The sequence below is a fragment of the Stenotrophomonas sp. YJH_SMC_119 genome, from assembly GCF_059368315.1.
Genome location: NZ_JCAFRP010000001.1, coordinates 550,261 through 575,858, shown reverse-complemented (window position 1 = coordinate 575,858; position 25,598 = coordinate 550,261). Strand labels below are relative to the sequence as shown.

The following is a 25,598-nucleotide window of genomic DNA, read 5'->3' as shown; positions in this document are numbered from 1 at the left end:
TCGCGCTACCGTGCCTGCATCAGCAGGCTGGCTTCCAGCACGATCACGGCGACGATGGCCGCAACCTCCGCGCGCAGCAGCCGTTGCCCGGCAGCGCGCTCCGGTTCCCGCGCGCGCAGGCGACGTCGCATCCAGAGCCAACCCCAGGCGGTGGCGGCGTAGAGCAACAACCGCCAGGCCAGGAAGGCCCCGGATTGCGCCGCCATCCAGCGCTGCCAGCCCTCGATGCCGCCCGCGATGCGGATGCCGACCACATTGACGGCGGTCGCGGCGATCAGCAGCGACACCGCCCACACCAGCACCAGGATGGCACGCCGGCTGGACAGCCAGCGCAGGCACCGCCCCACGGTATTCATGGATGGCTTCCGCCAGACGGCGGCCGCTGCAGTTCATCGACCCGATTGCGCACCGGGTCACCCTCGTAGATGCCACGCGCACCGGCGGCGCGGGTGCTGTGGCGCTGGATGATCGCCATCGGCGAATTGCTGGCCAGTTCGCGGCGCAGCTCCAGCTCTGCTTTCAGGTTGTGAATCTCGCGATCGAGGATGTCGCTTTCGTGGGTGACGGCCTTCTGGGCCAGTTCGTTGGCGGCCACGTTGGGCTCCTTGCGCCCGGTCAGCAGCGTGCGTTGCAGCAGCAGCGCCTTCTCCAGCACGCTGGCCAGCGCAACCTCCGAGGCCAGGCGCCGAGCCAGGATGTCCTGGTCCGTCTCGTCGCGCAGCGCCTCGATCACGCCACGGGTGATGGGCAGCGACGCGCTACTCGCAGCCTGCAGGTTCTGCGCCGTGGTCGGACGGCTGCCGGCGACCAGCTCCTGCAGGGCCTGCAGCTTGTCCTCGTATTCCTCCTGAATCAGCGGGGTCAGGCCAACGCCCGGCGTGGTGACGGTCTTGGTGCATGCATCGCAGGTGCGCTGCTCCTGCTCGCCCAGCACGCGAATGGCCCAGGCTGCGGCGGCATCGGGCGAACTCCAGGTCTGGCATGCCAGGTTGCCGCTGCAACTGGCTTGCGGAATCGAACTGGCATCGCCGACGCCACGGCCATTGAGCAGGTTGTAGCCGGCGCGGGTCACGTCGCCGACCACACGCACCGGACGTTGGCCCGCGCCGCCAGCGTTGTCTCCGCCGACCCACGGCACGCCATTGTTGCCACGGTTCGCCTCGGCGTCGTCGATCGCTGAGACCGCATCGGTGCTCGCGACGGCCTGCTTCAGCGCCATGCCTTCGGCGAGCTGGTCCCAGCCGAGCTGCCCACCCGCCATGTCGGCCATGCGATTGGCGATGGCACGGCAGGTCAGCTTGCTGCGATCGAAATCCAGCCTGGCTTGCAGCACCCCATTGGTCAACAGGTTGTACAGCCCTGGATCGGCGCGCTGGATGATCAAGGCGGGCAGCGACGCCACGGCAGCGGTGGCGTTCTGGATCACCGAGGACATGATGGCCTGGAAGCCATTGGTGATGCCGTTCAACTGGTTCTGCAGCGTGGTGGTGATGCTCATGTCGCCACAGATCAGGTTGCTGTTCCAGCCGACGCCAACGCCGATGGAGTGCATGTTGGCCGCACCGCTCATGGACACCGCGCGGCCGCCCCCAATGCTGTAGAGCACGTCGTCGCCTATCACGCTGCCTTGATGCTGGACGCCGTACTCGTTGACGCTGGTCTGCGCCCCGGCGCTGGAGTAGCACAACGCTGCGACAACGGCCAATGCGACGTACAGAAATCGACGGGCGCTCGGAAATGAAGTCGTCATGGCATCGGGTCTCACAGGAAATCGACGCTGCCGAGGAACACCTGGCCGCGGCGCTGGCAGCAGCTATAAGGACGCCACAATGCCCAGGCGTAGTCGCCTTGCCGGGCCTGCACCTTGGCATTGCCGTGGGGGAATACCGCGCAACTGCTGGACAGCGTGGGGGTCAGCTCCTGCCACTTGCCCGTGGCGGCATCGGTTTCCATCAGGGCGCCGGCCGGCCAGTAGCCATCGCGCGAACTGGCGAGCAGCGGTTGGTAGACGTGGATCTGGTTGCGGCGCGTCACGATGTCACCCGCGCGCTGGGCGACCACGGCTGCGGCCTTGTGGTCATCCACCTGGTGCAGGAAGCCGCCACGCGGATAGACGTTGCCCCAGAGATTCATGGCCGTGCGCGTGCCGATCTCGCGCCGGCCGGGAATCAGTGCTTCCGGATACAGCGCCTCGGGGATGTTGTAGCGCCATGCCAGCGTGTCGAGCGTGCTCAGCAGATAGGGCATGAAGGCGGTGCCTGCGCCCTCGCAGGTGTAGCCGGACGCGCTGGCGAACTGGCTGAACACATGGCCACCGGGATGGCCGATGACGTCGGCGTTCTTGAACTTCGCCAGGTTGTTCTCGTGATCCTCGTTGGTGGTGCCGTCGCCGCCGGCCTTCGCGGTCGGGTTCGGCAGGCTCATCGCCCGCACCTCGACCCAAGGGTTCTCGCCGGTGTTCGAGTAGCTCGACACCACGGCATCCGGGATGTAGTGGCGCACCTTGACCGAGGTGCGCACGGTGCATCCCGTCCAGGTGCAATAGAGCCAGTAGCAGATGCCGGTGACGCGGTACTCCAGGCAATCCGGCGACAGGGTGGAGGCCACGATGGTGGCGGTGTTCAGTGCAAAGGACGATGCGGAACACCCCAGCAACAGCGCTGCGATGGCCAACCGCTGGCGCCGGGATGGTGCGAACGGACGCCTCGTCATGGCTGCGTCCTCCGGTATTGGTCGATGCGGGAAACCGCACGGGCCACGTCCGTCTCGCCATAGACCACGTATCGGCGATCCACCACGATGGCCGGAACCTTGGCGACGCCAAGGCTCCAGGCATCGGCAACGCCCTGGTAGGCGGTGCCGATCCTTCGCTGCAGGTCTGTACCGCCCAGCTTCAGGCGTTGCTGGACGATGGCGCTGGCGCGCTCAGGATCGGTGGGCAGGTTGTCGGCCAGCTCCGCTTCGAGCACCGCGGCCGCGTCCAAGATGAGGTGTCGGTCAGCCTGGCCAAGGACCGGATGATGCGAGTCGGTAACGACCCATACTTCCGCTGCGGCGGCGCGGGTGGCCAACGTCAGGATGGCAATGCCCGGAGCAAGCCATGCTGGGCGGGTGCGAGTGGCATGAGGAACAGCGCAAGAGTCCATGAGACAACACCGGAGGGAAGCCAATCCGGTGACAGTCGAACCGAAATCCGGCTTCGACACGACAAACAATCCGGAGACCGCCTCATCCCGTTTTCGCCATCCCTGTCATCGCGTGATCACCCCAAACGGTGCCTGCGAGTGCGCCTGCGACAAGGCCGCGTTCGGATCGACAGCCAAGGCGGCCGCCACAAGTCGGTCTCGCCTTCAGCGGCGATGAATCGCCTGGAGAACGAAGTCGGCCCGTTCGGCCACACTGGCGCGCGGAAGCAACCTGACTTCGTAGCCGAGTGCCCGGTAGGTTGCATCCAGGTGGGCGTATTCCGCCTCAGCCTCGGGAAAGCCGTGCCGCCGCGCCTCGTCGGCGCAATAGATGTCCGGCCAGGGCGGAGCGAGGAACACGAGCCGCCCATAGGGGCGGGATTCGCCCAGGCTTTCCGACAGAGGTACACCGAACAGTCGCTGAAGCGCTGCGGCTGCGTCGATTAGCCCTCGGTCGAAGAAAACCGGACCAGCGTCCCGTGCCGCGCCTTCGAAATCCATGGCGGCGACGCTCAGCGCCTCGCGCAGAAAGGCCGCCATGTCGGTCCATGGCAGGGCGTTGCCGCCCTGTCGAATCTGCTCGGCGATGATCCTCCGCCCGGGTTCGGCGACGGTCGCATGACCACGCCGCCGCAGTTCCCCGAGCAGGGTCGACTTGCCGCCGCCGGAGCACCCCGATATGACCACCTGAGGTGGCATCGGCGTCATGTCAGGGTTTGCTTCGACCAGCAGACGGTTTGTCAATTCACTTGTCATCAATGGTTAGCCGAAGAGACAGGCCCCACGCAATGGTGGTGCTGAGCATGCCAAGGGCGCAGACCCCGGCCCATCCATGGGCAGTGAAGGCCCACCCGCATGCAGCAGCGCCGAAGGCCCCGCCAAGCAGCATCGTGCCCATGAACACGGTGTTCAGCCGGCTGCGCGCACCCGCATCCAATGCATAGACCATGGTCTGGTTCGCCACCTGGGCCGACTGCACGGCCACGTCGAGCAAGAAGATGCCGAGGACGAGTGCGGGGATCGATGAGCCTCCCAGGTACAGCACGGCAAATGCCGTTGCGGTTCCCACCGCGCCTGCACGAACGACTGCGTCATGTCCGCGTCGGTCGGCAAACCGGCCAGCCGCCGGTGCAGCCAACGCGCCGCACACGCCGACCAGCGCGAACAGGCCGGCGGATACCGCGCCGAGCTGCAGTGGCGGCCGCTCCAGCCAGAGCGCGAACGTTGCCCAGAAGCCGATCATGCTGGCAAACAGCAGGAACTGGACGGCCACAGCCTGGCGCAAGGAAGCGTGCTTGCGCACCAAATGCCACATCGACAGCAGCAATCGTCCATAGCCGAGATCGGAGGACGGTGGTACCACCGGCAGCGTCCATGCCAGCCGAAAGCCCAGTACCAGCATCAGTGCCGCAGAAAAGCCGAAGACGGACCGCCAGCCCCAAAGCTCGGTCATCCAGCCGCTCACCACACGGGCCGCCAGGATGCCGATCAGGATGCCGCCCGTCACCACGCCGAGCACCTGCCCCTTGCGGTGGGAGGGTGCCAGGTGGATGGCCAAGGGAACCAGTTGTTGCGCCACGGTGGCGCACAAACCCACGGCGAGGCTCGCCAGTGCCAATTGAACGAAGCCGGAGGACGCGGCTGCCAGCACCAGGGAGAGCACCAGCGCCGCCAGCGTTCGCAGGATGAGCGACTTGCGCTCCAGGCGGTCACCCAGTGGTGCCAGGAACAGCACGCCCAGGGCATTGCCCGCCTGGGTGAGCACGGGCAGCCAGGTCACGGTCCCCGCAGAGAGCGCGAACTCCCGGCTCAATTCGCCGAGAAGCGGCTGGTTGTAGTAGCTGTTGGCCACGGATGCGCCCGCCGCCAGGGCAATGGTCCACAGCAGATGGGAGGGCAAGGCTGACGTGGCAGGCATCGGTGCGGCACGCGATGCATCGCCGGGGTGACCTGGGATATTGCTCATTCAAGGGGTCCGGCCGTATCAACTCTCGGCTTGCGGACAAGCTCTCACCAGTTCGGGCGATCCGTTCCCGGCGGCACTGACGGTCGCGCATAGCCGGCCGGTGTTCGCGCCATTTGCGCGCTGGGGCGCACGGCGCGCAGCAGGCCGAAGCCGGAGACTTCGTCGGCGAGCCAGGGGCTGAGGTCCGGCCTGCCGGCCCGCAGACCCTCTTCGATGCGCCCCAGCCCGCGCAGCCAGTGCCCGGTCTGCGCCAGCGACACCTGCACGTGCCAGCTTCCCCCTTCGCGCGACTGTCGCCACAGCGCGGCGGCGGCGCCGAAAGCCATCAGGAAGCCGCTGGCCTGGTCGAGGATCTGCATCGGCAGCGCGCGCGGCTTGCCGTCGCCCGCCGCCTCGCCCTCGGCGTGGTTGAAGCCCATTGCCGTCTGCACCAGCGAATCGAAACCGCGCCGGTCGGCCCAGGGCCCTTGCGTGCCGTAGGCGGTCAGCGACACGGCGACGATGCCGGGCCGGCGCGCGGCCAGGGCCTCGGGCGAGAAGCCGAGCGCGGCCAGGCCGCCGGGCCGGTACCCCTGCGAGAACACGTGGGCGTCTTCCAGGAGCTGCCACAGCGCTTCGCGCCCGGCCTCGCTGCGCAGGTCGATGTGCGCCGAGCGCTTGCCGCGGCTGGTTTCGGCAATAGCGGCGATGTTGGGCAGGTTCGGTGAGTTGACCAGCATCACGTCCGCGCCGAACGACGCCATCGCCCGCCCACCGACGGGGCCGGCCAGGATGCGCGTGAGGTCGAGCACGCGCAGGCCGGCGAGCGGCCGCTCATCGGCCGCCAGGGGCGGCAGTGCGCGCGGTGGCGCATCGGCGATTCGGGTGATGGTCATCAAGGGTTGCGAGGCCACCGCCTGACCCTGGGGCGTGGCATCCCACTCGGCGAAGCTGCGCAACGCCGTGGCCACCAGCGCGTGGTCGGCCGCGGCCTGCTCGAAGTCCAGCGCCTTCCAACCCCGCAGGGCCTGCTCTGCGTCGGCGCGTGTGGCAGTTGCGGGGTCCAGGCCCAGCAGGCGCAGCGCGCCATCGCGGTGGTGCGGGAAGTTGGTGTGTACACGCACGTAGCCATCGGCGCAGCGGTACAGGCCGGCGAACGGGTCCCACAGCTCGGGCTCCTGGCCGTCGAGCGTGAACCAGCCGGTGCATTCGGCGGCGGCGTGAGCCATGTCCACGGCGACACGCTGGCGCGGAGCACCCCGCTCATGGCCGAGTTCGCAGGCGGCGAGCGCAGCCGCGGCAATGCTGGTCTGCGCGGCGGTGCCGACGGCGAAGGATGAGGGGAACACCGGGTCGCTGCCCGTCAGCGCGATCCCGGCCAGCGCCTGCGGCGGCAGCCCGCCCAGCGACCAGAGCGCAGTCAGTGCATCGAGTGGATTCATCGAATGGACTCCTCACAGAAAGTTCGCCAACTAAATCGACAAGCTACCCCGTCGGCCGAGTCGGGTTGGCAGATCCAGGCGGGAGGCAGGGTCGGCGCCGCGTTGTCCGCAAACGCAGCGGACCGCGGAAAGCAGCATCGCGCGCCATTGGCGATGCCGGGGAGCGCCGTATTCGCACAGGCGTGGGCGTCGCGCGCCCGCTGCAAGCGATCCATCATGCGCCCGCCTTCAGCCCGAAGTACGCAGAGAGCGCCAGGCCGGTCGCCACGATCGTCCAACGCAGCGCCAGCGGCGGAATCCAGCGCGCCAACCGCGCGCCGGTATAGCCCCCCACGATCGCGCCCAGCAGGACCGCACTGCCTTGCGTCCAGGCGATGGACCCGGTGGCGACGAAGAGCATCACCGCGGCACTGGTCACGACGGTAGCCATCGCATTTTTGACGGCGTTGGCCTCCTGGACATCGCGCACACCCAGCAAGGTCAGGATCGCCATCAGCATGATGCCCAGGCCGGCTCCGAAGTAGCCGCCATAGAGTGCGGTCAGGAACTCCGCCCCCGCCGCCACCAGGTGCGGCACCTGACCGCGAGCATGCCGCTCGATGGCCTGGCGCAGCCAGGGCCCCAGGGCGAACAGAACGGTCGCGACGAGGATCAGCCACGGCACCAGACGGCTGAACTGCGCATCTCCGGTGAACACCAACAGTGCGGCGCCCACCAGCGAACCGGCACCGACCACGGGCAGGCTGCGCCGCAACGCGGCGCGGTGGCGCCCGAGTTCGCTGCGATAGCCGAGCAGACTGCTCGCATGCCCCGGCCAGATCGACACCGCGCTGGTGGCGTTGGCCACCACGGGTGGTACGCCGGCAGCCAGCAGCGCGGGAAAGGTGAAGAATGTGCCGCCGCCGGCCACCGCATTGCAGATGCCGCCGATCATGCCGGCACCGGCCAGCAGCAGGAAGGTTCCGATGTCCATGCCGCTCGCACCTCAGCTCGTCGGCCTGGACAGGGCCAGACGCAGGCCAAACCCCATCAGTGCCAGGCCGGTGAGCGCATCGAGCGAGCGCATCACCGTGGGCCGGCGCAGCCAGCGTGCCAGGGGCCGCGTGGCCAGCACCAGTGCGGCGAACCAGAGCAGTCCCATCGCGGCGTGGATGCCGGCCAACAGCACGCTGAACGCGACCACCGGCACATCGGCGGGAACGAACTGTGGCAGGAGGCTCACGTAGAACACCCCGACCTTGGGATTGAGCAGATTCGTCAGCAGACCGCGCAGGAACCAGCGCTCGCCACGCACGAGCGGCGGATCGTCTGCGGGCAGCGTCGGCCGGCTCTTGAGCGCGCCAGAGATCAGCTTCCAGCCGAGCCAGAGCAGATAGGCCGCGCCCGCGATCTGCAGCAGGGTGTAGGCGAGTCGGGAGACCGCGAGCACCGCGCCGAGCCCGAGGGCCGCGATCAGCCCCCAGATCAGCACGCCGGTCACGATGCCGCCGCCCGCCCTCATCGCCTTGCGCCCCCCTTCCACAGCGGCCGTGCGAAGTACCAGCGCCGTGTCCAGGCCGGGGGTCAAGGTGAGCAGCAGCGCCGTCAGCGTGAAGCCCAGGATCGCAGTCGATGCATCCATTGGGGGATCTCCGTCAGAGCACAGACAAGTCCAGTGACTCGCTGTACGTCGTCGATTCGATGGTCTTGACGATGGCTTGGCCGCAGATCACTGCGCCACGCGCCGCGTCGTAGGTCAGGCTCGGCGCGCCATACAGCTCCCAGCCGCTGTTCAGGGCCGCGGTGACGCGGTGGCAGAACGCCGCGTCGTCGATGCCGGTCAGGTAGCGGTACGCGCGCATGCTCATGCTCCCGGTCGATTCGATGCCGGCATCTGGACGCGCAGCCCCGCTCCGAATGCCTGCAGCAGATGCCAGCCGGTGTCCCAGTCGCCCACGCCGCTGGCGGCATTGATATGCCCGAGGGCGCCGACTTCCAAGCATCCCGCTGCCCAACCCATGGCCATGCGCCGGGCGTGCTCCGGCGAGCCATAGGGGTCGTCGCTGCTGGCGACCACCAGTGCGGGAAACGGCAGGGGTTCGGTCGGTGGCGGGCCGAACTCGCTCGCCTCGCCTGGAAACGCCGGTGCGCCGGGGTCAGGGACGGCAACCAGGAAGGCGCCCCGGACCTGGGCGATCCGATGCTGGATGTCTTCTCCGATTCCCGGCCGCGATGCCCAGTGCGCGACGAGCAGGCACGAAAGGCTGTGTGCGACCAAGACGACGGGCGCACCGCACTCGTCGATAGCCGCATCGAGTGCCTGCAGCCAGTCGGCCAGGTCCGGCCTGTCCCAGTCGGCAGGCTGGAATCGCCGGCCATGCTCCTGGCGCGACGCCCAGCGCGTCTGCCAATGCTCCGGCCCGGAATTGCCGATACCGGGAAGCATCAAGAGGCGAACGGTCTGAAGGTGGCTCATGGTGGCGTGCGCGGATATCCGGGGTGAGGTTGTCTGGCTGGAAACCTTAAGACCGATGCGTCGAATTGCCGAGTGAGAAGGTCTCAGCAAGCGTCGAGAAAAGCTCAATGGTCAGCTCGAATGGCCTTGGCTATCGTCGAAGTGCACTTCCTTCACAACCGACGAAGAAGCCCCCCGAGTTCGCCATGTCCGATATCCCGCTCCTGATTTCCTACGTCCTGGCGGCCTGGCTGTCCATCCTTACGCCCGGCCCGGCCATCCTGCTGGCGATGCGCAATGGCGCTCGCCAGGGCGTGGTCGCGAGCCTGTGGTCGACGCTGGGCAACATGTTGGGGTTGCTCGTGGTTTCCGCGGCGGCCGCGTGGGGCGTCGGCCTGTTCCTGCTTGCATCCGCCCACGCGATGACCGCACTGCGGCTGGCCGGCGCCGCCTACCTGGCGTACCTCGGTCTTCGCCTGCTTGTGCAGGGCAGACACACACGGCCGCCGGACGCCGGTGCCCATGACGCAGGGCCGGTGCAGGCCTTCGCGCTGGCGAAGGAAGGATTCCTGGTGGCGACATCCAATCCGAAGTCGATCCTCTTCTTCACCGCCTTCTTCCCCCAGTTCATCCGGGCCGACCAGGCGCTCATCCCTCAGTTCATGGGCCTGACCGCGATCTTCGTGATCCTCAGCGGCGCCACCTTGACCGGCTATGCCGCCATTGCAAGCCGGGTGCGGGGAGCATTGGGCACTTCCGTCTGGCGCCAGCGCTGCACGCGCTTGGCGGGCATCGGCTTCCTCGGATTCGCCGCATGGATTCTGTTGTGGAGACCGTCGAGCGGCGCCAAGGCCCTGGCCGCGTGATTCATTCCCGGCCACGCGCACGCAACCGAGCACAGGCGGTGCGACCGAACCTGGAGAAGCGATGAACAAATCCTTCCTGCAAGTCGATGTGTTCACGAGCCAGCCGCTCAGGGGCAACCCGGCTGCCGTCGTGTTCGATGCCGACGACCTCGATGCGCGGACCATGCAGCGGATCGCGCGCGAGATGAACCTGTCCGAGACGGTCTTCGTGCTGGCCCCGGAATCGCCCGACACCGACTATCGGGTGCGCATCTTCACGCCCTCCAGCGAGCTACCGTTCGCGGGGCACCCCACCATCGCCACTGCGAGCGCGGTGCGTGCGCACCGTGGCGATCTGGTCGATGCAAGTCTGCTGCGGCAGGCCTGCGGCATCGGCATCGTGCCTGTCGAAGTCGTTCCGACCGAGGGCTCGCCGATCTACTGGATGACCCAGGCCAGCCCGCAGTTCCGCAACACGGCCATCGGTCCTGGGGAAATGTCGGCCCTGCTGGGCTGCGATGCGAACATGCTGGCCGCGATGCCGGTAGAAGTCGTCTCCACCGGCATCCCGTGGCTGATCGCCGAGCTGCGCAGCGTCGCCGCCCTGGCGTCGCTGCGTCCCAACCTGCCTCGCATCGCCGAACGCTGCCGCGCATCGGGTGCCGTCGGCGTGACCGTCTTTGCCGAGCACGAGGCCGACGCGCCGGTACGCTTGCGCCTGCGCACGTTTGCGCCAGGCGAAGGCGTGGCCGAGGACCCCGTCTGCGGGTCTGGAAACGGGTGTGTCGCGGCATTCCTGGCAAGGCACCGGCACGCATCGGCTCTCCAGGGTGGCTACCTTGCGGAGCAAGGCATCGAGATGGGACGCGATGGCCTGATCCACGTCGAATGGACCCGAAACGGCGACGAACTGACGGTGCGCGTCGGTGGCCAGGCCGTGACCGTCGCCAGCGGCACCCTGCATCTGTAGACGCGGCGGCACGTTCAGCCGCTCGGTCGCCCATGGCTTGCCATGGCACCTGCGCGGCGTCCCCGACGAAGGTCTGCGCTGCGAGGAACGCTGTTGCCCAGGGCTAGATCGGATCGACGGCGGGACTGTCGTCGCGCGAGAGCATGGCGCGTTCGATGAAGTGCTGCAGCGGTTCCGAGGGCTCACTGTCCGGCCGCAACAAGTAGGTGGTCATGCATGCCGACGGGTCCGACAGGGGCCGCGCAATGACCTCGGGATGACGGCAGACCGAAATCTGCGCCGCCGTGGCGAAACCCAGTCCGTAGCCCGCGGCCACCAGCGTCAGCATCAATTCCAGTGTCGCGACCCGCTCTGCGATCCGGGGCTGGATGGCGGCCGTCCGGAGCAGCCGTTTGATCTGCCGGTACGCACCCTCGCAGGTTTCCGGGTGGCACTTGATCAGGGGATAGCGCAGCAGTTCATCCAGAGGGACCTGCCTGAAGGCCAGCAAAGGATGGCGCGTCGGAATGGCCACCAGGATGGGATCGGACCAGACCGCCTCGCACAGGATGCCCTCTCCAGCCTCGTCAGACTGCGCAAACCCGGCATCGAAAGTGTCGTCGCGCAACCCGCGCACTTGCGATGCGAGCGGCGTCTCGAACAGGCGGATTTCCACATCGGGCTCCTCCTCCCGGCACAGGGCCAGGAGTGCCGCGAGGCGTGTCTGCGCGATACCGTCCGACAGCGCGAGGCGCAGCATGCCGCGATAGCCCGTGGCGGCGGCCCGGACGTTGGTTCGTGCCTGTTCCAGCACCGCGAACACGCGGCGGGCATCTTCCAGCAGGACCTGGCCCGCCCAGGTGAGCTGGGTGCCGCGCCGATTGCGCTCGAACAGCGTGGCGCCGAGGTCAGACTCCAGCTCCCGGATGGTGCGCGACAGCGGAGACTGCTCGATATGGAGCCGCACCGCCGCACGCGTGAAGTGCAGTTCCTCGGCCACTGCCACGAAACAGCGCAGGTGTCGCAGCTCCATCGCGCCACCTACGCGTACATGAGGCCGGGAGCTTGATTCACGCGAGCGGCTCCTCGGGCGCCGTGCCAGACAGCAGCGCCGTGATCGGCAAGGGTTGGAACAAGAGCTCGCGGCCGAGGACCTTCAGGCCGCCAGGACCGCTTTCGAGCAATCGGCGCTCTTCGCGCGCGACGAACAGTTCGGTGCGATAGCCATCGCATTCGGGAAGTCGCTGTAGCAGGTCGCGGATCGCGTCGCCCGCCCAGGGCGTTTCGCTGTCGAACTGACCCAGCAGCCGGCTATGCCGGGAAATCACGAGGCGGTAGGCATTCATGGCCGGACGCTCCCGGCCATAGCGTGGATGGCCATTTCCTCCCAGCCCAGGCGCCGGGTGCGGGTCAGTTGCTCGGCGGTTTCGCCGCAGGCGCGCTCGACGGCCTGAGGCATCTCTATGCCAAGCAGGCAATGGCCGGTCAGGCGCGCGGCGAAGTAGTCGCCGGCCCCTTTCACCACGCAGGGCACGTGGGGATGCTCGAAGAGGCGCGATACCCCCTCTCGCGTCTCCAGCAGCGTCTGGACGACGGCGCTTTCAGGATCATCCTGGACACTGGTCACCACCACCCATTGGGTGGGGCCGCGCAACAGCGCACGGGCAGCCTCGCGGCAATCCGCCAGACCCTGCAGCGTTCTGCCGGTGACCTGTTCCAGCTCGAACCGATTGGGGACGAGGCCGTGGGCTTCTGGAATCAGCAGCGTGCGCCAGGCCTCGGCCATGCCAGCCGCCGCATACACGCCTTGGTCGTAGTCGCCAATGACCGGATCCAGGTGCAGGCGCAGTTGCGGGTGGCGCTCGCGCATCGTCGACCACCAGGATGCGAGGATCCGTGCCTGCGACGGCGCGCCGAGGAAGCCGACCTGCACAACGCGAGCGCACGCGGGGATGCCGCGCGCCTCCAGGTCATCCAACCAGCCAGCGAACCACGCGTCGGGCACCGCACCGCCATGGACCGAGGGATAGTGCGGGGTGTTGCTGAGCAGCGCGGTCGGCACCGCGGTCGTAAGCAGCCCGCAGGCTTCCAACGCGGGAATCGCCGCGTTGTTGCCGACCCGCCCGTAGACCACCTGGGACTGGATGCTGATGACATCGATGGGCACAGGTTGGGTCACCGTCATTCAGGACGCCCCCCCCGTGTCCTGCTGCCGGTCCAGCCACGCGCCGATCGTGTGGTGGGCCGCAGCCTTCAGCGTTGCCCCATGCCGCTCGGCATCCGCGCGCAGCGTGCGCGGATCGACGCCGGCCTGGCCCAGCTCGCAGCAATGGCCGACCAGCCAGCGTTCGATTCGGCTGGCATCGGCTTCCAGGTGGAACTGCAGACCCAGCACCCAGTTGCCGACCGCGTAGGCCTGCTGCACGCAGCTTTCGGTGCTCGCCAGCAGTTCACTGCCCTCAGGCAGCTCGAAGCGGTCGCCGTGCCAATGCAGCACCGGCACGCCGGCCAGCGGTGCCAGCACCGAGCGGCGGCCCGCATCCGTCAGCGTCAGCGCGCCGAAGCCGATCTCCTTGAAGCCCATGGGGGCGACGGCGGCGCCGAGCAGGCGCGCGATCAATTGCGCGCCCAAACAAATGCCGAGCAGCGGCCGGCCGCTGGCCAAGCGCCGTTCGAGCAGACGCAGTTCGTCGGCAAGAAAGGGATAGGCCCGCTCGTCGAAGGCGCCGATCGGCCCACCCAGTGCAATGAGAAGATCGCTTGCCGCGGCCTCCTCACCGGCCAGGTCGTCCGTCGCGGGGTCGAGGTAGCGCACGTCGAATCCACGCTCGCGCAGCAGCGGTTCGAGCGTGCCGAGGTCTTCGAAATGGATGTGGCGCAGGGCCAGGGCGGTCTTCATGCGGTCTGCTCCGATGCGGTCGATGTCGCAGCCCGGTCGTCGTCGGGCCAGTAATCGCTGTCCGGCGTCGCGCGAGCGCCAAAGATGGCCTGGCCGACGCGCACGACGGTGGCGCCTTCCTCAATGGCCAGCTCGAAGTCGCCGGACATCCCCATCGACAGTTCGTCCATGCCGATGCCCGCCGGCGCCTCCTGGCGCAGCCGATCACGCAGTTCGCGCAACAGCACGAAGCAGGGACGGACCCGCGCCGGATCGGCCGACAGCAGCGCCAGTGTCATCAGGCCTCGCACGCGCAGGGCGGAGAAGCCCGGCAGCGCCCGGACGAAGCCGGCCACCTCGGAAGGCGGCAAGCCGAACTTGCTGGCCTCGCCCGAGGTGTTGACCTGCACGAACACATCCAGTGCGCGCCCTTCGGCTTGCAGGCGACGGTCCAGCGCCTCCGCCACACGCAGGCTGTCCAGGGCCTGGAACTCGCTGGCGAAGCGTGCCACGACCTTGGCCTTGTTGGTCTGCAGGTGGCCGATGACCGACCAGCGCAGGTCGGCGAGATCCACCATCGCTTCGGCCTTGCGCTGCGCCTCCTGCACCTTGTTCTCACCCAGGTCGCGGCAGCCGGCGGCGTAAGCCAGACGGATGCGCTCCTCCGGCACGGTCTTGCTGACCGGCAGCAGGCGCACATCGGACGGATCGCGTCCCGCGCGGGAGCAGGCATCGGCGATGCGCCGATGCACCGCCGCCAGATTGCGCCGAAAGTCCTCGACGCTGTGTGCGGTGGGCCAGGGATGCGTCTGCGCGTTCATGGACAAGGGGTTCTCCGTGCTGCTAACATTGTCATAGGACAAAATATACATTGTCACGGGACAAACGGGAATGGCAGAAAAGACCGCATCGGACATCTTTGAGCGCATTCGCCGCGAGGCACATGCGGGCCAGCTTGCCGCGGGCCAGACACTGCCGTCCGTGCGCGAGATGGCCGATCAACTGGGCGTCAACCGCAACACGGTCGCCGCCGCGTACCGGAAGCTGGTGGCCGCAGGCATTGCCGAGACGCTGGGGCGCAACGGAACGGTGATCCGGCCAGCGGCGCGTCTCGGTGAGCAGGAGGGCCTGCAGCCCGGCTCGGCGCTGGCGGATCTGGCCAGCGGCAATCCGGACCCGGCCTGGCTGCCCGATCCATTGCAGGCGCTGGCAGCCAGCGGCTACCGGCCCGCGCTGTATGGCCAGCCTGTACTCGACCCAGCACTCGAACGGCTGGCGCGGCAGTGGTTCGGAGCGGATCTCCGGGAGGGTGACGGTCTGGTGCTGGCGCATGGTGCGGTCGATGCGATCGAGCGTCTGTTGGCTGCCTACCTCGTCGCCGGCGACAAGGTGGCGGTGGAGGACCCGTGCTTCCTCGGCAGCCTCAACATCCTGCACAGCACGGGCCTGGCAGCGGTGCCCGTGGCCATGGATGCGCACGGCATGCGCCCGCAGGCGCTGGAAGCGGCGCTGGCCAATGGCGCCCAGGCGGTGCTGTGCACACCAAGGGCGCAAAACCCCACCGGCTGCGGCCTGAGCGAGCAGCGCGCCCGCGAACTGCGCCGCGTGCTCGCCCGCCATCCGCACGTGCTGGTGATCGAGGACGACCACTTCGCCTTGCTGGCCGAGACGCCGTACTTCTCTATCGCGCCCGCGGCCACCACGCGGCGGGCGCTGGTGCGCTCCGTGTCCAAGGGCTTCGGCCCGGACCTGCGGCTGGCCTTCATCGCTACCGATGCGGGGACCGCCGCAAGGCTCGGCATGCGACTGGCTCCCGGCACGACCTGGGTCAGCCACCTGCTGCAGGCGGCCGTGCGCGGCCTGCTCGGATCCGACGCGGCCACGGCGCGCCTGCATGCGGCCAAGACCGCCTACGCCATGCGTCGCAAGGCCCTGATCGATGCACTCGGCGCCGTGGGCATCGCCGCCAGGCAGCCCTGCGACGGGTTCAATGTGTGGATTCCGTTGCCGGAAGACCGTGACGTTCACCGCACCGCGCAAAGCCTCGCACGCTGCGGCTGGGCCGTGCGAACCGGCGATGCCTTCGCGATCGCGCCCGCGGCCCCCGCGCTGCGAGTCACGGTCTCGACGCTCGAACCCGGGGACGCGGCGCGCTTTGCCGCGCAACTGCGCGACTGTCTGGGGCGTGTATGAAGCCAGTCTGCATGGCATCGTGCCTGTCCTCTCGCGGGTCCGTCTGCGTACCGGTCCATGGCGCGCTACGGCGCCTGCAAGGCGGAGGCGACGCGAGCGGGCCACGGGCGCCGTTCCAACAAGCCGGTCTCCCGTTCCCGCAGCGTCCGGCCGACCTGGCTCGCCTCGGTCACGGACGCGCGAAAGTCCCGGATCAGTTGTCGCGTCACCGGCCCCACGGACCATTCGGTGGTCGCCGCATCCTCGACCAGCGCCACCACCGGCTGCAGTTCGACCGAGGTGCCGGCGGTGAATACCTCGGAGGCGGCGCGAAGTTCGTCCAGCGTCACGGTCCGCTCCTCGACCCGCAGCCCGCGCTGGCGCGCCAGTCCCATCACGTGCCGCTTGGTGATGCCGTCGAGGAAGCAGGTCGGCAATGGGGTCACCAGCACCCCGTCATGGACCATCAACAGGTTGGTTGCCGTGGTCTCGGCGACCCGGCCTTCGCTGTCGAGCAGCAGTGCGTCGTCGCAGCCCGCCGCTGCGGCGGCATGGCGCGCAAGGGTACCGATCATGTACAGCCCCGAGCACTTGGCCGCGGTGGGTGCGGTGTCAGGACGGGGACGCCGCCAACTCGCCAGCTGCAGCCGGATGCCTTCCTCGGCGCGGCCCTGGGACGCCGCCGTGGGCCAGTCCCAGGCCGCGATCGCCACGTGGATGCGGGCGCGCGGCGAAGCGATGGAAACACTCTCCGCGCCGCGCCAGGCCACCGGGCGGATGTAGGCGTCGTCGAGCTGGTTGGCCCACAGCACCGCCTCGATGGCCTGTGTCAGTTCGCCTTGCGACCACGGCAGGTGGTAGTCCAGCAGCGCGGCGGACTGCTGGAAGCGTTCCAGGTGAGGCGCATTGAGGAAGACATGGCCGCCATAGGCGCGCATGCCCTCGAAGACGGCCCCGCCCATATGCAGCGCATGCGTGAGCACGTGCAGGCGCGCCTCGCGCCAGGGCAGCAGCTCGCCATCGAGCCAGATCAGGCCATCGCGATCGTCAAGGGAATTGAGCATGGTGCGCACCGCTGTACAGGTTGTCGATGGCGTCAGTGTGCGGCCGGTTCGCCGTCGGCACGAGTGAGCAAATCTCAGACGATGCTGAGTTTTGGTCCTCGTGTCGGCGAGCGTGGAGACGACGATTTCCGGTTTAATGAGTCCATGAACGACCAATGACTTCCAGGAGGGTGAATCCCCCATGCGCATCCCTGTCCCGTTGAATGCCTTGCGCGCCTTCGAGGCTGCGGCGCGCCATCTCTCGATCAAGGACGCGGCCCTGGAACTGGCGGTCACCCCCTCGGCGGTCAGCCACCAGTTGCGCACGCTGGAGGACATGCTCGGCGTCGAACTGCTGCGCCGCATCGGTACGCGGCTGGAATTGACCAGCGCCGGCCGCCGGCTGGCACCTAGCCTCAACGAGGGTTTCGCCCTGATCGCCGAGGGCGTGAGCAGCTTGCGCGAGGAGCGGCGCGACGGGCCCCTGCGCGTGAACATGCTGCCGACCTTCGCGACCAACTGGCTGTCGCCCCGCCTGAGCCTGTATCCGTTCGAGCGGCGCGGCTTCTCGCTGGACATCTCCACCACGCAGGACGACGTGGATCTGGCCGCCGGCGTGGCCGATGCCGGCATCTGGTATGGCGACGGCCAGTGGGCCGGCCTGCAGGCCGACCTGTTGTTCGAGGCCACCATCGATCTGTACGCGCGCCCGGGCTTTGCCACCGGCTCGCGCCGGGAACGCCTCAAGCAGGTCGCGCGCGCCAACCTGTTCGTTTCGCGGCATTGCCTCACTTGGCAGCGCTGGATGGACAGCCTGCCCGGCGGGCCGTTCGAGCCGGCTGTCGTGACCCGCGTGGATTCGGGCGGCCTGACGATGCAGGCGGCCGCCGATGGGGCTGGCGTGTCGATCGCCGTCTGCGAACTGGCCGAGAGTGCCGTCCGGCTCGGACGCCTGGCCTCGGTCTTCGACCACCCCGTGAGCGCGGGTGTCGGCTTTTGGCTCGTCTATCCCGAGGCGCTATCCGAGGATCGACGGCTGGATAACCTGCGCGGCTGGCTGCGCGAGCAATGTCAGTCGGAAAGCGGAACTCGGAACCCAGAAGCGCGGACAGCATAGACACGTATGAGTACCGCATATCCGAAAGACCAGAAAGCACCGCCGGATGACGATGTGACGCTTCGACGGCTCGTTGCCCATGAAGCCGTTGCGCTTGCCTCCCTGCTGGCCGCCTATGGCGACGAAATGCGCCACGGGCAAGGCGCGGGGGCGAATGCACTGACCCGGGCCGATGCCTTGATCGCCGATCCGATCGCGGAAGTGCTGGGTGGCTTTCTCGGCGCCGAACTCGTCGCCTTCGCGGTGTTCTTCGATCTGCCCGAGGCGATCTCCGGAGGGCGTTCGGGCCAGCTCGACGACCTGTACGTCTTGCCCGCCGCGCGCGGGAAACGACTCGCGCAGCGGCTCATCACGGCCATCGCCGATACCGGGCGATCACGCGCCTGGATCCATCTGCGCTGGCTGGTCCCCGAGGACAACCCCGATGCCATCCGGGCCTACGCGCGCTTCGCCGAACCCGCCGGCTGGAAGAGCTACGTGCTTTGGCTGGCCGGTAACGAGCGGTGGTAAAGCCATGAACAACCTGCAACAGGTCGATTGGTCGCGTCTTCCGCAGCCGGAGGATGATGGCGGCGCCCGCCACCTCGCGGGCATGCGCCTGCCCACGCTTGAACTGGCATCGACGGATGGTGGCCGTATCGATCCTTCGCGCCTGCGCGGACGCACGGTGCTTTATCTCTTCCCGATGACGGGCCGGCCGAATGTCGCACTGCCTCCAGGCTGGGACGAGATTCCAGGAGCACGGGGCTGCACCCCGCAATCCTGTGCCTTCAGGGATCATTTCGCCGAACTGAAGTCCTTGGGCGTCGCCCAGTTGCTCGGCGTGTCCACGCAGGACACCGCGTACCAATGCGAGGCGGTGGCGCGCCTGCACCTGCCTTTTCCCTTGCTGTCCGACCATCGCCTTTCATTCGCAACCGCGCTCGGTCTGCCGGTCTTCGAGGTGCAAGGCCTGACGCTGCTCAAGCGGCTGACCCTGATTGCGCACGATGGCGTGATCGAGCATGTGTTCTATCCGGTGTTCCCGCCGGACCGGAATGCCGACGATGTCATCGAGTGGCTCAAAGGCCATCATGCCAATCAATCCGGCAAACCATGAATATCGGATCGTTCGGCGGTTCCTGGAGTGAATTTCCCGACATGCAAGACATTGCCAGCTTCCACCGCTGGGTTCACCCGGTGAACAGGGCCGAGCGCTATCTGGTGCTGCCCGACGGATGCCGAGACGTACTGTGCATCCGCCATGCGGATGGCTTGGTTCAGATCGTGTCAACCGGGTTTGATGTTCGGCCTCGGCTGGTCGATCTGCTCCCCGGCACCACGATCACAGGCTATAGGTTGCGCCCGGGCGCGGGCGTGAGCGCGCCTGCCATGCAGGCGATTGCCGCAGACCATGATCGAATCGGGGAAATTCTCGACGAGCAGTGCGAAGCCTGGACGCATCTGGACGAGGCCATCCTGGCGCTCAGTTTTCCGGGTGCAACGGTTGGCGCCGCCTGCCGCAGCATTGGCATTTCCATCCGAACGATGCAAAGAGTCTTTCTGGGCAGAAGACTCCCACCGCCGGACTACTGGCGGCTCTTGGGACGAGCGCGCCGGGCAACCGGACTGCTTTCGTCGGGTGAACCTCTTGCCGAAATAGCCAGCATATGTGGCTTCAGCGACCAAGCCCACATGACCCGCGAACTTGTCCGCTGGTTCGCCCATTCTCCGGCGCAGTTGCGCAGGCAAGCCGACGTCCTTGAGCGCCTGCGTCAACCCGGGCTGGGCAACTGGGCGGGCGAACAAATCTCCACCAGATAACCGTTGATATCGGTGACGTAACACGTCGTCTGCCCCCAAGGTTCACTTCTAATCTCCTGCACAGGTTGTGCGCCGGCGGCTACGGCACGCGTATAGGCCGCATATACGTCTTCCGTTTCAAAGGCGATCTCGAATACCGGGGTTTCGGGTGCGGGCTTGCCGGGTGTCTTGCCCAGAGTTCGCATCAATTTGACGGAAGAAAAAGCCAGCTTGGTTGCCCCCGTGACGAGTTCACCATAGTCCCCCGACTCGTGCAGAAAACCCCGCTCCATGGCAAAAGCACGTTCGTAAAAGGCCAGCGAGGCGGCCACGTCTTCGACGTAGAGAATCGTGTATCTGAAAATCATCTCAGCTCTCCAAGTTAGATGGAGAAATGGATTCTGGGCCAGGCTTCATCCCCTGTATTGAATGATCGCGACAGGTGCATGTCAGTGAGCACCCCACGATCACGTTCAGTCAAGCCGCAGAATCGCTACTGATGTGATCTTGATCGGCCAGCGCTTCCGCTTCAGTCGTGGTGAATGGGCCTCATCCACAGTCATGCCGTACCTCTCGCTGCCCGAGGATTGTCCGCAGGTCGATGCTTCAGTGCGCCGAGGGGGCGGGGCGGTGGCTCGCCGGTGCGCAACCAGTCCAGCGCCAGGGGCCACAGCGCCTCGCGGAAGCGCTCGTGGAAGAAGGCAAAATGGCCGATTTCGGCCTGCCCGATGGCCGCGGGAGCCAAGCGCAGGTGATGGCGCTCGCTGCCGGTGTAGTAATCCAGCAGGCGGTCCAGCGCCGGTACCGTGCCGAATGGATCGTCCTCGATGCCCAGCGCCAGGATCGGTGCGCGCACCTGGCCGAAGCGCCGTGCCAGCATTTCGGCTTCGGGCTCGCCTTCCAGTGTTTCCCGGCCGCGGCGTACCGTGCCCTCGAAGCGCGGACCCATGCGCGCCCAGTCCAGCGCCACGCCCTTGGGCGTGTCCTCCATCCATCCCAGGCGCTTGGCCGGCACGTAGCCAAGCACCCGCGCCAACAGCGGCATGGCCACGTGCCAGCGCAGGAACATGGCGCGGCGCGCGGCGGGCGCATAGTCGCGCCAGTAGGCGTACTGCGCCCCCATGGTGAAGATGCGCCGCACGCGGTGAGCGGACTCGGCCAGCCCGATCACGAAGCCCCCGGCAGAGTGGCCAACCACGTCGATCGGCTGGCCGGGGAATCGCCAGGCGAGGTACTGCAGCACACCCTCGAAATCGTGCTGCCCCCAGTCGATCCAGTCGGCCTGCAGCCGACGCAGCCCACGGTGTCGCGATTCGCCGATGCCACGGTAGTCGTAGGTCACCACGTCCCATCCGTGGCTGTGGAGCCAGTCGGCAAAGCGCGCGTAGTACCGGCAGCGCACCGAGGTGGCCGCGTTGATGACCGCGACCGGATTCGGGCGTCGTGGATCGCAGGGACGGCGCCAGGCGAATCCACCCAGGGCATAGCCGTCGGCGGCGCGAATGTCGATGGGCTCAGCCATTCACAGCGAGACCCTGGACCAGCAGCACCACGGCCTGTGCGCCGGCCTTGCGATCCTGGGCAATGCGTTGGTACTCGGCCGATTCCGCCCAGTCATGGAAGGCGGCTTCGTCAGGAAAGGACATGAGCACGAGCTTCTGGTGCGGCCAAGTGCCTTCGATGGTGCGAGGCTGCTCGTCCGCGGCCAGCAGACGTCCCCGGTGGTGGCGGAACACCTCCATGAAGCGCGCCTGGTAGCGGTCGTAGGCGGTCCGGTCGTGGATGGTGAGTTGGGCAATGGCGAAAACGGTCATGACGCAGACTCCGAGTCGCGATGGCGATCCGGTTCGGCGGCCGAGGTCGATTCGACGCGGTCGCCCTGCGTGCTGGGGCTGGAGAACACCAGAAACTGCACGTCCCCGTCGCCACCATTGGCGGCGATGTGGCGAGTGCCGGCCGGGACATGCACACCTTGACCGGCGTCCAATAGCACGTCCTGGTCGGGCGTGCTCAGGCGCAGGTGGCCACTAAGCACGTAGAAGAACTGGTGCGCCCTGGCGTGCCAGTGGGGTGCCTCAGCGCCGTCTGCGGGCATCCATTCCTGCCGCACCTGCATGTGTTGCAGTTCCAGCAGTCGCCAGCCCAGGCAGACCCCACCCCAGTCATAGCGGTTGCCGTCGTCCGTCCGGACGGCGCGCAGCAGTGCCGTCATGGCGTGTCCTCCTCGGCGGGGACGCCGTGCAGAGCCTCGCCATGGACCTGCCGCCCGTTCTCGAAGCGCATGATCTCGCACATGCGCGTGCGCTTGCCGCAGGCCTGCGCCACGTAATGGACGACGACGGTCTGCGCCTCGACATCGCAGATGGCCGAGATGAGTTCGAACCGCAGGTCCGGCCTGTCAGCGAGCGCGGCCAGCCAGTAGCGGCGCAGCGCGTCCTTGCCTTGTACCCGCGTGCCACCGGTATAGGGCTGGGCCAGCGCGCTCACGAACAGTGCATCGTCGGCGTAGGCGGCCAGCACCGCCGGCACGTCGCGCCGGTTCCAGTCGTCGATCCAGGCCAGCGCATGGGCCCGGAGTTGATCATGAGAGAGTGTCGTCATGGCATCACATCCAGAAGAGAAGAACGGTCAGGGCGGCCAGGGTCGCCATCGCACGATTGACCACGCGAGCGACGGCGCGGTCGCGCAGCCAGGGCCGCAGGCCGGCGCCGAAGGCGGCCCAGACCAGCATGCAGGGCAGTCCGATGGCGGCGAACACCAGGCTGACCACCAGCAGGCGCAGTGCGTAGCCTTCGCCCGGCGGCAGGAAGGTGGACACCACCGTCACCGAGATCAGCCAGGCCTTCGGATTGACGAACTGGAAGGCCAACGCCTGCATGAAGCCGATGGGCCGGCCGGCTTCGGTCTCCTCCAGTTCGGCCGCGCGCCACAGGCGCGCGGCCAGCCAGAGCAGGTAGAGGCTGCCCACGACCTTCAATGCGACCTGCAGGCGAGGTTCGAGGGCAAACACCGCACCGAGGCCGGCGCCGGTGATCCCGAGCTGCACCATCACGCCCGCGGGGATGCCCAGCAGGTGCGGCCAGGTTCGGCCCAGGCCGAAGAGCAGGCCCGAGGACATCAGCATCACGTTGTTGGGACCGGGCGTGATCGACATGACGAAGGCGTAGACGATCAGCGCCACGAGGGCGGTATGTTCCATGGGAGTTCGCTGGGACGGGGAGTACCGGGGCGTTGAGGGAAAGACGAGGCCCGTCCGCGAATTGATTCTGGGCCGGGCATGGCGTCGGCTCCAGCGAGAAATTTTCAGTCCCTCCTGAGATATTCGCGCTTGGCCGCAAGCGTCATCGCGCAGCAGACTTCGCAGGTACTGCCCGGCGCTGCCGAATCGATGACGGCCCGGCACTTCGGGCGGTTCCTCGCAGGAGAACCCATGTCTTCCGATTTCATTCGATGCGCGTCGCACCCCGACGGCTATGCCGAGTTGGTCATCGACCGGCCGGCAGCCCGCAACGCCCTGTGCCGCTCACTGACCGATGCGATGGCCGCGCACCTCGACAGGCTGGCGGCCGACGCCGCCGTGCGGGTGGTCCTGCTGCGCTCCGAAGGCGAACACTTCGCGGCCGGTGCCGATCTCAAGGAAATGCTGGGCATCAGCGCGGAGCAGGCGCGGGCCACTGACTTCGCCGGTTGCTGCGCGCCGCTGGGCACGTTCCCCAAGCCCGTGGTGGCGCTTGTGCAGGGCTTCGCGCTCGGCGGCGGCTGCGAACTGGTCGAGATGTGCGACATCGTGCTGGCGGCCGAGAACGCCGTGTTCGGCCACCCGGAGGTTCGCGTCGGCACCATGCCCGGCGCGGGCGGCACCCAGCGCCTGCCGCGCCTGCTCGGCATGGCCAAGGCGCTGGACCTGCTGCTGACCGGGCGCCGCATGGACGCCCGCGAGGCCGAAGGCAGCGGGCTGGTCTCGCGCATCGTGCCCCCCGATCACCTGCTCGAAGAGGGCCGCCGGCTCGCCGCCGACATGGCGTCCCTGTCGGGCGAGGTGCTGGTCCTGATCAAGCAGGCCGCGCGTGCCAGCGCCAGCCTGCCCATGGACGAAGGACTGCGCCGCGAGCGGGCCGCCTTCCACCACACCCTTTCGCTGCCCGACCACGAGGAAGGCATGCGTGCATTCCTGGAGAAGCGGCCACCTCGATTCAACCCCCTCTCCACTGCAAAGAAACCTTAGAACGATGACCCAAGCCGCCCCATCCTTGCCGCTCGATCCCCAGGTCGAGCGAATCGTCCGCGACAGCTTCGCCCGCCAGGGCCTGATGCACCACCTGGGCGCCGAACTGCACGAGGTTGCGCGCGGGCGGGTCAGCATCCGGTTGCCGTTCCGCGAAACCCTCACCCAGCAGCATGGCTACTTCCATGCCGGCGGCACCAGCGCCATCGCCGACTCGGCCGGTGGCTACGCGGGCTTCACGCTGTTTCCACCGGACAGCTCCGTGCTGACCGTCGAGTTCAAGATCAACCTGCTCGCCCCCGCGCAGGGCGACTACCTCGAAGCGGTCGGCACGGTGGTGCGCTCCGGACGCACCCTGACCATCTGCCAACTCGAAGTCTTCGGCGTCACCGAGCAGGGACGGGCCCAGGTGGCGCTCGGCCAGCAAACCCTGATCTGTCTGCAGGGCAAGCAGGATCGATGACGTTTCCGGTGTCCGCGCAAGGATGCGCTCGGCGGCCAGTGCCGCCATTCATGAAGGAGAACCCATGACCCCAACCTCGACCCAAACCCTCGGGACCCTCGACACAACCCGCTGGCTGCGCGGACAGTCCAACGCGACCAAGGTGCTGGCGGTGCTGTTCGGCACCCTCGTGCTCACCGCGTCGTCCCACGTCAGCGTGCCTATGGTGCCGGTGCCAATGACCATGCAGACGCTGGCCGTCACGCTGGTCGGCGCACTGTACGGCTGGCGCCTGGGTGGCCTGACGATCCTCGTCTGGCTGGCCCAGGGCGCGCTCGGCTTGCCGGTGTTCGCCGGCGGCACGGGAGGTCTGGCGCGCTTCCTGGGACCGACGGGTGGCTACCTGCTGGCTTTTCCCGTGGCCGGCGCGCTGACCGGCTGGCTGGTCGAACGCGGCTGGCATGGCGGGCGCGTCGTGTTGGCCTTCGCGGCGATGCTGATCGGCAACGCCCTGTGCCTGCTGCTCGGCGGCGCCTGGCTGGCCGCGATGGTTGGCGTGCAGAAAGCGATCGCCGTGGGCGTGGCCCCCTTCGTCCTCGGCGGCGTGCTCAAGTCGGTGCTTGGTGCAGCGCTGCTCAAGGCCATCGACAGCGGTACCCGCAAGGCGGCGCACCGATGACGCGCGTTCCGGGTCGGCCCGGTACATCACGATGAACGCCCTCGATGCGGAGCAGGCGCGGCGCTTTGCGCTGGCGTGGCTGCCCGCCTGGACCGGCAACGATCCTCAGCGGCTGGCTGCCTTCTATTCCGAGGATGCCTTCTATCTCGACCCTGCCGTACCCCAAGGGCTGCGGGGAAAGCCCGCGTTGCTGGGCTATTTCGAGCGCCTGTTGGCACGCAATCCGGCGTGGGTCTGGACGCAGGTCGAGGGCATCCCCATGCAGGATGGCTTCCTCAACAAATGGCGCGCGGACATCCCGGTCGGCGGCGAGGTGTTGACCGTGGTCGGCGTATGCCTGGTGCAACTGGACCATGCGGGCAAGATTCGCCGCAACGAAGTGTATTTCGACCGCTCCGAGCTACTGGCAAGAATTGCCGCAGCTATCGAGCCGCAGGACAGCGAATGAACCGGCAGGGCG

At 67.7% G+C, this 25,598-nt stretch carries 34 protein-coding genes; 11 read left to right on the top strand and 23 right to left on the bottom strand.

Features of this window, described 5'->3' with window-relative positions; translation table 11 throughout:
- Positions 1-5 precede the first annotated feature (5 nt).
- The 11 genes from AC5P6S_RS02675 to AC5P6S_RS02625 form a co-directional block, all read right to left on the bottom strand.
- The gene (locus AC5P6S_RS02675; RefSeq protein WP_009618109.1) at positions 6-356 is read right to left on the bottom strand and encodes a hypothetical protein; all 351 of its coding nucleotides are present in this window, start codon (positions 354-356) and stop codon (positions 6-8) included.
- Positions 353-1,750 (bottom strand): integrating conjugative element protein, encoded by a 1,398-nt coding sequence (locus AC5P6S_RS02670; protein ID WP_009618111.1) that lies wholly within the window; start codon positions 1,748-1,750, stop codon positions 353-355. The genes AC5P6S_RS02675 and AC5P6S_RS02670 overlap by 4 nt, the downstream gene beginning before the upstream one ends.
- A gap of 11 nt (positions 1,751-1,761) precedes the next feature.
- Positions 1,762-2,712 (bottom strand): TIGR03756 family integrating conjugative element protein, encoded by a 951-nt coding sequence (locus AC5P6S_RS02665; protein ID WP_031635008.1) that lies wholly within the window; start codon positions 2,710-2,712, stop codon positions 1,762-1,764.
- Entirely contained in the window at positions 2,709-3,146 is a 438-nt protein-coding gene (locus tag AC5P6S_RS02660; RefSeq protein ID WP_034365193.1) for a TIGR03757 family integrating conjugative element protein, read from the bottom strand. Before AC5P6S_RS02660 ends, AC5P6S_RS02665 begins: the two co-directional genes overlap by 4 nt.
- A gap of 204 nt (positions 3,147-3,350) precedes the next feature.
- Positions 3,351-3,941 carry an AAA family ATPase gene (locus tag AC5P6S_RS02655; protein WP_495204462.1) on the bottom strand — a complete coding sequence of 197 codons (591 nt, stop codon included), beginning with the start codon at positions 3,939-3,941 and terminating at the stop codon, positions 3,351-3,353.
- The gene (locus AC5P6S_RS02650; RefSeq protein ID WP_495204461.1) at positions 3,931-5,151 is read right to left on the bottom strand and encodes an MFS transporter; all 1,221 of its coding nucleotides are present in this window, start codon (positions 5,149-5,151) and stop codon (positions 3,931-3,933) included. The genes AC5P6S_RS02655 and AC5P6S_RS02650 overlap by 11 nt, the downstream gene beginning before the upstream one ends.
- Before the next feature lie 44 nt (positions 5,152-5,195).
- Complete coding sequence (locus AC5P6S_RS02645; RefSeq protein ID WP_274753547.1) at positions 5,196-6,572, bottom strand: CoA transferase; 1,377 nt, start codon at positions 6,570-6,572, stop codon at positions 5,196-5,198.
- Between the two features lie 214 nt (positions 6,573-6,786).
- Positions 6,787-7,545, bottom strand: a complete 759-nt coding sequence (locus AC5P6S_RS02640; protein WP_034365203.1) for a sulfite exporter TauE/SafE family protein — start codon at positions 7,543-7,545, stop codon at positions 6,787-6,789.
- A 12-nt stretch (positions 7,546-7,557) separates the two neighbouring features.
- The gene (locus AC5P6S_RS02635) at positions 7,558-8,193 is read right to left on the bottom strand and encodes a LysE family translocator (protein ID WP_024889569.1); all 636 of its coding nucleotides are present in this window, start codon (positions 8,191-8,193) and stop codon (positions 7,558-7,560) included.
- Positions 8,194-8,206: 13 nt separating this feature from the next.
- Positions 8,207-8,419, bottom strand: coding sequence for a DUF1737 domain-containing protein (locus AC5P6S_RS02630; protein ID WP_221886791.1), 213 nt, complete (start codon positions 8,417-8,419; stop codon positions 8,207-8,209).
- Complete coding sequence (locus AC5P6S_RS02625; RefSeq protein WP_024889571.1) at positions 8,416-9,027, bottom strand: RBBP9/YdeN family alpha/beta hydrolase; 612 nt, start codon at positions 9,025-9,027, stop codon at positions 8,416-8,418. Before AC5P6S_RS02625 ends, AC5P6S_RS02630 begins: the two co-directional genes overlap by 4 nt.
- Before the next feature lie 185 nt (positions 9,028-9,212).
- On the opposite strand from AC5P6S_RS02625, the gene AC5P6S_RS02620 reads away from it, so the two are divergent.
- Both AC5P6S_RS02620 and AC5P6S_RS02615 read left to right on the top strand, forming a co-directional pair.
- A complete protein-coding gene (locus AC5P6S_RS02620; protein WP_020649383.1) occupies positions 9,213-9,872 on the top strand; it encodes a LysE family translocator in 660 nt (219 codons plus the stop codon).
- 61 nt (positions 9,873-9,933) lie between these two features.
- Positions 9,934-10,821, top strand: coding sequence for a PhzF family phenazine biosynthesis protein (locus AC5P6S_RS02615; RefSeq protein ID WP_134552533.1), 888 nt, complete (start codon positions 9,934-9,936; stop codon positions 10,819-10,821).
- Between the two features lie 103 nt (positions 10,822-10,924).
- On the opposite strand, the gene AC5P6S_RS02610 is transcribed toward AC5P6S_RS02615, so the two are convergent.
- The 5 genes from AC5P6S_RS02610 to AC5P6S_RS02590 are packed head-to-tail and all read right to left on the bottom strand — an operon-like array spanning position 10,925 to position 14,499.
- A complete protein-coding gene (locus tag AC5P6S_RS02610) occupies positions 10,925-11,833 on the bottom strand; it encodes a LysR family transcriptional regulator (protein ID WP_029578113.1) in 909 nt (302 codons plus the stop codon).
- A 37-nt stretch (positions 11,834-11,870) separates the two neighbouring features.
- A complete protein-coding gene (locus AC5P6S_RS02605) occupies positions 11,871-12,146 on the bottom strand; it encodes a hypothetical protein (RefSeq protein ID WP_024889575.1) in 276 nt (91 codons plus the stop codon).
- Entirely contained in the window at positions 12,143-12,985 is an 843-nt protein-coding gene (locus tag AC5P6S_RS02600; protein WP_150084259.1) for a PfkB family carbohydrate kinase, read from the bottom strand. Before AC5P6S_RS02600 ends, AC5P6S_RS02605 begins: the two co-directional genes overlap by 4 nt.
- The gene (locus AC5P6S_RS02595) at positions 12,986-13,699 is read right to left on the bottom strand and encodes a glutamine amidotransferase (protein ID WP_320524241.1); all 714 of its coding nucleotides are present in this window, start codon (positions 13,697-13,699) and stop codon (positions 12,986-12,988) included. It lies immediately after the preceding gene.
- On the bottom strand, positions 13,696-14,499 hold the full coding sequence (locus AC5P6S_RS02590; protein ID WP_320524242.1) for a YggS family pyridoxal phosphate-dependent enzyme: 804 nt from the start codon (positions 14,497-14,499) through the stop codon (positions 13,696-13,698). Before AC5P6S_RS02590 ends, AC5P6S_RS02595 begins: the two co-directional genes overlap by 4 nt.
- A 70-nt stretch (positions 14,500-14,569) precedes the next feature.
- Here AC5P6S_RS02590 and ptsJ point away from each other — a divergent pair, with 70 nt between their 5' ends.
- A complete protein-coding gene (gene ptsJ / locus AC5P6S_RS02585; RefSeq protein WP_029578116.1) occupies positions 14,570-15,871 on the top strand; it encodes a MocR-like B6 salvage transcription factor PtsJ in 1,302 nt (433 codons plus the stop codon).
- Between the two features lie 65 nt (positions 15,872-15,936).
- Here the strand turns inward: ptsJ and AC5P6S_RS02580 are convergent, their stop codons facing one another.
- Positions 15,937-16,914 (bottom strand): branched-chain amino acid transaminase, encoded by a 978-nt coding sequence (locus tag AC5P6S_RS02580; protein ID WP_282490279.1) that lies wholly within the window; start codon positions 16,912-16,914, stop codon positions 15,937-15,939.
- Between the two features lie 181 nt (positions 16,915-17,095).
- On the opposite strand from AC5P6S_RS02580, the gene AC5P6S_RS02575 reads away from it, so the two are divergent.
- From AC5P6S_RS02575 to AC5P6S_RS02560, 4 genes are read left to right on the top strand one after another with little or no spacing between them, the layout of a single operon-like run.
- A complete protein-coding gene (locus tag AC5P6S_RS02575) occupies positions 17,096-18,010 on the top strand; it encodes a LysR substrate-binding domain-containing protein (protein ID WP_029578117.1) in 915 nt (304 codons plus the stop codon).
- Positions 18,011-18,016: 6 nt separating this feature from the next.
- The gene (locus tag AC5P6S_RS02570; RefSeq protein WP_495204460.1) at positions 18,017-18,520 is read left to right on the top strand and encodes a GNAT family N-acetyltransferase; all 504 of its coding nucleotides are present in this window, start codon (positions 18,017-18,019) and stop codon (positions 18,518-18,520) included.
- Positions 18,521-18,524: 4 nt separating this feature from the next.
- Positions 18,525-19,109: a peroxiredoxin gene (locus tag AC5P6S_RS02565; protein WP_495204459.1), complete on the top strand. Its 585-nt coding sequence runs from the start codon at positions 18,525-18,527 to the stop codon at positions 19,107-19,109.
- The gene (locus tag AC5P6S_RS02560; RefSeq protein ID WP_495204458.1) at positions 19,106-19,813 is read left to right on the top strand and encodes an AraC family transcriptional regulator; all 708 of its coding nucleotides are present in this window, start codon (positions 19,106-19,108) and stop codon (positions 19,811-19,813) included. The genes AC5P6S_RS02565 and AC5P6S_RS02560 overlap by 4 nt, the downstream gene beginning before the upstream one ends.
- Here AC5P6S_RS02560 and AC5P6S_RS02555 read toward each other — a convergent pair.
- From AC5P6S_RS02555 to AC5P6S_RS02530, 6 genes are all read right to left on the bottom strand, one after another.
- Positions 19,765-20,160: a VOC family protein gene (locus AC5P6S_RS02555; protein ID WP_495204457.1), complete on the bottom strand. Its 396-nt coding sequence runs from the start codon at positions 20,158-20,160 to the stop codon at positions 19,765-19,767. The two genes, AC5P6S_RS02560 and AC5P6S_RS02555, sit on opposite strands and share 49 nt — an antisense overlap.
- A 191-nt stretch (positions 20,161-20,351) precedes the next feature.
- Positions 20,352-21,314 carry an alpha/beta hydrolase family protein gene (locus AC5P6S_RS02550; protein ID WP_495204456.1) on the bottom strand — a complete coding sequence of 321 codons (963 nt, stop codon included), beginning with the start codon at positions 21,312-21,314 and terminating at the stop codon, positions 20,352-20,354.
- On the bottom strand, positions 21,307-21,606 hold the full coding sequence (locus AC5P6S_RS02545) for a DUF1330 domain-containing protein (protein WP_020649401.1): 300 nt from the start codon (positions 21,604-21,606) through the stop codon (positions 21,307-21,309). The genes AC5P6S_RS02550 and AC5P6S_RS02545 overlap by 8 nt, the downstream gene beginning before the upstream one ends.
- On the bottom strand, positions 21,603-22,004 hold the full coding sequence (locus AC5P6S_RS02540) for a cupin domain-containing protein (protein WP_495204455.1): 402 nt from the start codon (positions 22,002-22,004) through the stop codon (positions 21,603-21,605). Before AC5P6S_RS02540 ends, AC5P6S_RS02545 begins: the two co-directional genes overlap by 4 nt.
- Complete coding sequence (locus tag AC5P6S_RS02535) at positions 22,001-22,393, bottom strand: nuclear transport factor 2 family protein (protein WP_026353018.1); 393 nt, start codon at positions 22,391-22,393, stop codon at positions 22,001-22,003. Before AC5P6S_RS02535 ends, AC5P6S_RS02540 begins: the two co-directional genes overlap by 4 nt.
- Before the next feature lie 4 nt (positions 22,394-22,397).
- Positions 22,398-22,973, bottom strand: coding sequence for a LysE family translocator (locus AC5P6S_RS02530; protein WP_495204454.1), 576 nt, complete (start codon positions 22,971-22,973; stop codon positions 22,398-22,400).
- Between the two features lie 249 nt (positions 22,974-23,222).
- Here AC5P6S_RS02530 and AC5P6S_RS02525 point away from each other — a divergent pair, with 249 nt between their 5' ends.
- The 4 genes from AC5P6S_RS02525 (at position 23,223) to AC5P6S_RS02510 (ending at position 25,586) form a co-directional block, all read left to right on the top strand.
- Positions 23,223-24,017 (top strand): enoyl-CoA hydratase/isomerase family protein, encoded by a 795-nt coding sequence (locus AC5P6S_RS02525; protein WP_495204453.1) that lies wholly within the window; start codon positions 23,223-23,225, stop codon positions 24,015-24,017.
- Between the two features lie 4 nt (positions 24,018-24,021).
- A complete protein-coding gene (locus AC5P6S_RS02520) occupies positions 24,022-24,480 on the top strand; it encodes a PaaI family thioesterase (protein WP_024889590.1) in 459 nt (152 codons plus the stop codon).
- Between the two features lie 64 nt (positions 24,481-24,544).
- Positions 24,545-25,138, top strand: a complete 594-nt coding sequence (locus tag AC5P6S_RS02515) for a biotin transporter BioY (RefSeq protein WP_217980118.1) — start codon at positions 24,545-24,547, stop codon at positions 25,136-25,138.
- A gap of 31 nt (positions 25,139-25,169) precedes the next feature.
- Positions 25,170-25,586 carry a nuclear transport factor 2 family protein gene (locus AC5P6S_RS02510; protein ID WP_320524249.1) on the top strand — a complete coding sequence of 139 codons (417 nt, stop codon included), beginning with the start codon at positions 25,170-25,172 and terminating at the stop codon, positions 25,584-25,586.
- Positions 25,587-25,598 lie beyond the last annotated feature (12 nt).